We start from the raw sequence: 5387 nt of genomic DNA, 5'->3' as shown, positions 1-5387 counted from the left end.
GCCAGCCGGGTCGACGGGCTCAAGTGCGCGCGCAGCGCGGCCGGGTCGGCCGGGGGAGCGGGGGTGCGGACCATCGCCTCGATCTCGGCCTCGGCGACCACCGCGCCGTCCGCCGTGATCTCCCCGACGAGCGAGACGAGCCCGAAGCGCTGGTCGGCGTGGACCACGCGGGCGGTGTACGCCAGGTGCACGGGCCCGGGCGCGACGACCGGGTGGAAGCGCAGCGCCACCCGGCCGAGCAGGCAGTTCTCTCCCGGCAGGCGCATCCCGGCCACGTAGCTCGCCCACAACAGGCAGGCCAGCGGGGTCGTGCCGAGCATCCGCGCGGCCGCCGGGAACCGCTCCCGCAGCGCGTCCATCCCCTCCGGGCCGTACGTGCCGAGGACCTCGGTGCCCGGCGGCAGGTCCGCGACCGTGTGCCGATGGGCGGCCGGGGCCGGCGGGACGGGCAGCGGCTCCAGGGCGGGCGGTGTGCCGGGGCGGACCCGCACGGTCAGACAGGTGCGGTCCCCGTCGCGCAGCCGGTGACCGGCGCCGGAGCGGGCCGCGCCCAGCGCCTCGGAGCGGTACGGCACCCCGGGGAACACCGGGTTGCCGAAGTCGGCCTCGACGGCCGAGACACCCTCAGGGTGCGGGGCGGAGCCGTCGGCGGCCTGTTCGTCCAGCGTCGCCAGGGCGGCGAGGACGCCGTGGGCGACGGTCCGGCCGAAGGGCGTGCGGCGGGCGTGGGCGGGTGAGCAGTGCAGCGCGTTCCGGTCGCCGCTGACCCGCGCGAACAGCGCCACGTCGTCTTCCGAGAGCAGCACGTGTCCCCCTCCGATGAGCGCGCCGCACCGGGGCGGCGGCGTCCGATTGCGGTGTGCGAGCAGTGGAACACCCCGCGGGGGGCGCTGTCCTGCGCGGTCGACCGTGATTCGAGTGCAGGTGGATTCGACCCGAGTACCAATTGTTCGGGTGACCCGGGCGGTTGAAAGGTCTGTGTGCATGACGGAGCGTCAGGCAAGCGCCTACGAGCGCTTTCAGTGGAATCGGCATCAGCGGAATCCCGATGACCCGGGACTCACCGTCGGCTACGTGTACGCGCTGACCGGGGACATCGACACCGACCGTCTCGACGACGCACTGCGGAAAGTGGTCTCGACCGCATTTCCGCGCCTTCTCAGCTACTTCACCGAGGTCGGCGGGGAACTGGTGGCGAGAACCCGCCCCGTTCCCCGGCGGATTCTGCGGCGCTGCGAGCGCCGGGACGCACTCCTCGACTCCGGTGGCATCGACCCCACCGGCCAGGAACTCTTCCGTTTCCGCTACTGGCGGGAATCCGGGAACACGCTGCTGCTGCGCCTGGACTTCAGCCACGTGGTGTTCGACGGCGGCTGCTACGCGCCGTTCCTCGCTGCCCTCGCCGCCTGCTGGCGGGGAGAAACCCCGGTCCTTGAACGGTCGTTCGCCACGACCCCCCGGTCCGACGCCGCCCGGGACGCGGCCTATTGGCGGTCGGCGCTCGCGGGCCGCCGCCTGCACCAGCCGCTGGCCTCCGGCGCCGCCGCGCCGCGCGGGGACGACCGCCGGATCGTGGTCAAGGAGACGATCACCGGCGCACCGGCCGAGGACATCCAGCGGTTCCTGCGCCTGCACGAGCTGAGCCCGCTCCAGCTGGTGGTGGGCGTCACCGGCGCCCTCGTGCACGCGTACGGCGACGACGACCGCGACGTCGTGGTCGCGCACACCGTGGACACGCGGACGTACGGCGACCCGTACGGCTGCCACACCAATCTGCTGCCGCTGTGGCTGGACGTCGCGGCGCAGCCGTCCGCGCTGGCGCTGTTCGAGCACGTGCGCACGCGCCGCGAGGAGTTGCGCGACCACCAGGGATTCCCGACCTCCGACCTGCTGGCCCTTGCCGCCGCCGGACAGAGCCCGGCCGCGGACCACGGCGGCAGCGTGCTCAACCTCGTCGTCAACTCCTCATCCGCGATGCTGCCCACCGCGCTGCCGGAGCTGGCCGGGGTGGACGCCTCCTGGATCCGCAAGCCCGACACGGGCAGTTCGAGCGAGCTGAGCGTCAACTTCAGCGCCGACGCGCAGGGCTTCCACTTCTCCTTCGACTCCTCCACACGCGTGCTGTCGCCCGAGGCCCTGTCGGCGCTGGCGACCAACTTCCTGCGCCTGGCCCGTTTCATGACGGCCGAGCCGCAGCGCCCGCCCGCGCAGTGCGACCTGTCGCGCCCGCTGGAGCCCGTGGCCGAAGGGGCCGCCGGGACGGCCGCGAGCGGCCCGGGGCTGGGCGCGGCACTCGTCGAGGCCGCGGCAGCGGACCCGGACCGGGTGGCCGTCGTCGACGAGCACCGGTCGCTCACCTACGGCGAACTCCTTGACGCAGCGCACCGGTTGGGCGATGACCTGGCCGCCGACGACACCCGTCCGGTCGGCGTCTTCCTGGAGCGGTCGGCCGCGATCCCCGTCGCGTACCTGACCGCGCTGGCCCTGCGCCGTACGTTCGTACCGCTCGACCCCCATCTGCCGGACGGTCGCCTCACGTACATGGCCGAGACCGCCGGCCTCGGCGTCGTCCTGGTGGACGCGGCGACCCGGGAACGGGCGGCCCGGCTGTTCCCCGGCACACCCACGCGGGACGTGGACGGCGCGCGGTCCGTTTCCCCGCCGGCGCGGCAGGCCTGGCCGGCGGGTCCCGGCGACGCCGGCCGCACCGCGTACGTGCTGTTCACCTCCGGATCGACCGGCACCCCCAAGGGCGTCGCGGTCAGCGAGGGCAACCTCGCCAACTTCCTGGACTCCGTGCGCCAGGACCCCGGGATGGGCCCGGACGACCGGATTGTGGCGCTGACCCCGATCGGCTTCGACATCTCGCTCCTGGAGATCCTGCTGCCGCTGCTGTGCGGCGCGACCGTCCAGGTGCTGTCCGAGGACGCCAGGACCAGCGCGACCCTGCTGGCCGAACGCATCGACGCGTCGGGGGCGAGCGTCGTGCAGGCCACGCCGTCGACCTGGCGCATCCTGAAGTCCGTCGGCTGGCGGGCCCGGCGCCCCATGACCCTGCTGTGCGGCGGGGAGGCCCTGGACCGCGACCTCGCCCAGTACCTGCTGAGCCAGGACGCCGCCGTCTACAACATGTACGGCCCGACTGAGGCGACCATCTGGGCGAGCTGGCAGCGCGTCACCGACGCCGACCGCATCCACCTGGGAGAGCCCGCGCTCGGCACCCGCTACTACGTGGTGGACGCCGACGGGCGGTCCGTGGCCCCCGGCATGCGCGGCGAACTGATGATCGCCGGTGACTGCGTGGCCCTCGGATACCTGAACGCCCCGGCGACGGCCTTCGGCACGCTGCCCGACGGCACTCCGTCGTACCGGACCGGCGACCTCGTACGCCACGAGGGCCCGTCGCACCTCACGTACGTGTCCCGCAAGGACGGCCAGCGCAAGGTCAACGGCCACCGGATCGAACTCGGCGAGGTGGCCGCCGCGGTGGCCGCCCAGGCCCCCGCCGCGACCGTGGTCGCCGTCGTGCGGCCGGAGCCCGAGCCGCACCTGCGCTGCTTCGTGCGGCTGCCCGCCACCGAGCCCTTCGACGCCGCGGCGGTGCGCGAGCGGTGCCGCGAGACGCTGCCGTACTACATGGTCCCGCAGGCCGTGCACCGGCTGACCGAGATCCCGCTGACGGCCAACGGCAAGACCGACGTCAAGAAGCTCAGCGAGGCCCCGCTGTCCGCGCTCGGCCTGTACCCGCAGGACGAGGCGCCCGCGCCGGTCCCCGAGGTGAGGCGGCCCGCCACGGACACCGGCGGGCCGGACGGACAGGACCTCCTCGGCGAACTGCGCGACCTCGTCGCCGGTGAACTCGGCCTGCCGGCACCGGACGTCGACCGGCCCCTGGGCTACCAGGGCGTCACCTCGCTCGGCTACAACGTCCTCGCCGCACGGATCAGCGAGCGGTACGGGATCGTCGTCCACGCCCACGACTTCTACCGCATGAACACGCTGCGCGTCGTCGCGGAGAACGTGGCACGGCTGACCGAAGGCCGTGCCGCGGAACCGAAGCAGCAGCAGGGCCCCCGGCCCGCGCCGGCGCCACGGCGCCCCGCCGCCGACGGCCGCCTGGCCATCGTCGGCCTCGCGTCGGTGCTGCCCGGCGGCCCCGACCCCGAGACGTTCTGGCAGACCCTGCTCGACGGCAGGGACTGCGTCGGGCCGGCGAGCGACGACCGTCGGCTCCCCGGTGAGTTCGCCGGGTTCCTGCCCGGGGTCAAGGGGTTCGACGCGCGGTTCTTCTCCATCTCGCCGAGGGAGGCGAGCTGGATGGACCCGCGCCAGCGGCTGCTGCTGCAGTCCGTGTGGCACACGCTGGAGGACGCCGGGTACGCGCCCTCCGAGCTGAGCGGCTCGCGCACCGGCTGCTACATGGCGGCCACCGGCAACGACTACGCGCTGCTGCAGGCCAGGGCCGACGCACGGCAGATCCCCTACTCACTGGTGGGGCACTCCCTGAGCCTCATCGCCAACCGCATCTCGTCCTGGTTCGACTGGCACGGCCCCTCCACGGTCCTCGACACCGCCTGCTCCGGATCGCTGGTGGCGCTGGTCAAGGCCTGCCGCGACCTGCGCGCAGGGGCCTGCGACGCGGCCGTCGTCGGCGGCGTCAACCTCATCCTGGACACCCAGATCAACGAGGGGCTCCACGCGGCGCGGTTCCTCTCCCCGGACCACCGCTGTGCGGCCTTCGACGCCGCGGCCAACGGCTACGTTCGCGGGGAAGGGTACGGAACCTTCCTGGTCAAGCGGCTGGAGGACGCGCTCGCCGACGGCGACGACATCCGCGCGGTCGTCGAGAGCGCCGTGGAGAACCACGGCGGCCGCGCCAACTCGCTGACCGCTCCGAACCCCAACGCCCAGTACAGCCTCCTCCTGGACGCCTACACGCCCGAACTCGCCGCCCGCACCGGCTACATCGAGACCCACGGGACCGGGACGGTGCTGGGCGACGCGATCGAGGTCGACGCGCTGAAGCGGGCCTGGGAGCACCTGGTACCGGACGCCACCGGGCGCCGCGTGCGCCTCGGCGCGGTCAAGTCGCACATCGGGCACCTGGAGCCCGCCGCCGGCATCGCCTCCGTGACCAAGGTGATCAAGGCGTTCGAGCACCGGACCCTGCCGGCCAACCTGCACTTCCAGGAACTCAATCCCGGCATCACCCTGGAGGACACCCCCTTCGAGGTGCTGCACAAGACGGTGCCCTGGGACGACGACGGCGAACTCGTCGCCGGGATCAGCTCGTTCGGCTTCGGCGGCACCAACGCGCACGTCGTGCTCTCCGCGCCGCCCGCCCCCGCCGCGCGCCGCGCCGCCCCCGCGCAGGCCCGCCTCGTGCC

The 5387-nt window shown here is 73.6% G+C and carries 2 protein-coding genes; one reads left to right on the top strand and one right to left on the bottom strand.

What is annotated here, in order from left to right; genetic code table 11:
• Positions 1-806, bottom strand: an 806-nt coding sequence (locus G3I40_RS00685; protein ID WP_343244782.1) for a MaoC/PaaZ C-terminal domain-containing protein, incomplete at its 3' end; no start/stop codon positions are given.
• Positions 807-984: 178 nt separating this feature from the next.
• Between G3I40_RS00685 and G3I40_RS00680 the strand changes: the two genes are divergently transcribed.
• Positions 985-5387 (top strand): beta-ketoacyl synthase N-terminal-like domain-containing protein (locus G3I40_RS00680; RefSeq protein WP_164300182.1); only part of this gene is annotated, 4403 nt, incomplete at its 3' end.

The organism is Streptomyces sp. SID14478, from assembly GCF_010548525.1.
Classification (GTDB): Bacteria; Actinomycetota; Actinomycetes; order Streptomycetales; family Streptomycetaceae; genus Streptomyces.
The sequence above is the reverse complement of the archived record's forward strand: the minus strand, read 5'-3'. Positions and strand labels throughout refer to the sequence as shown.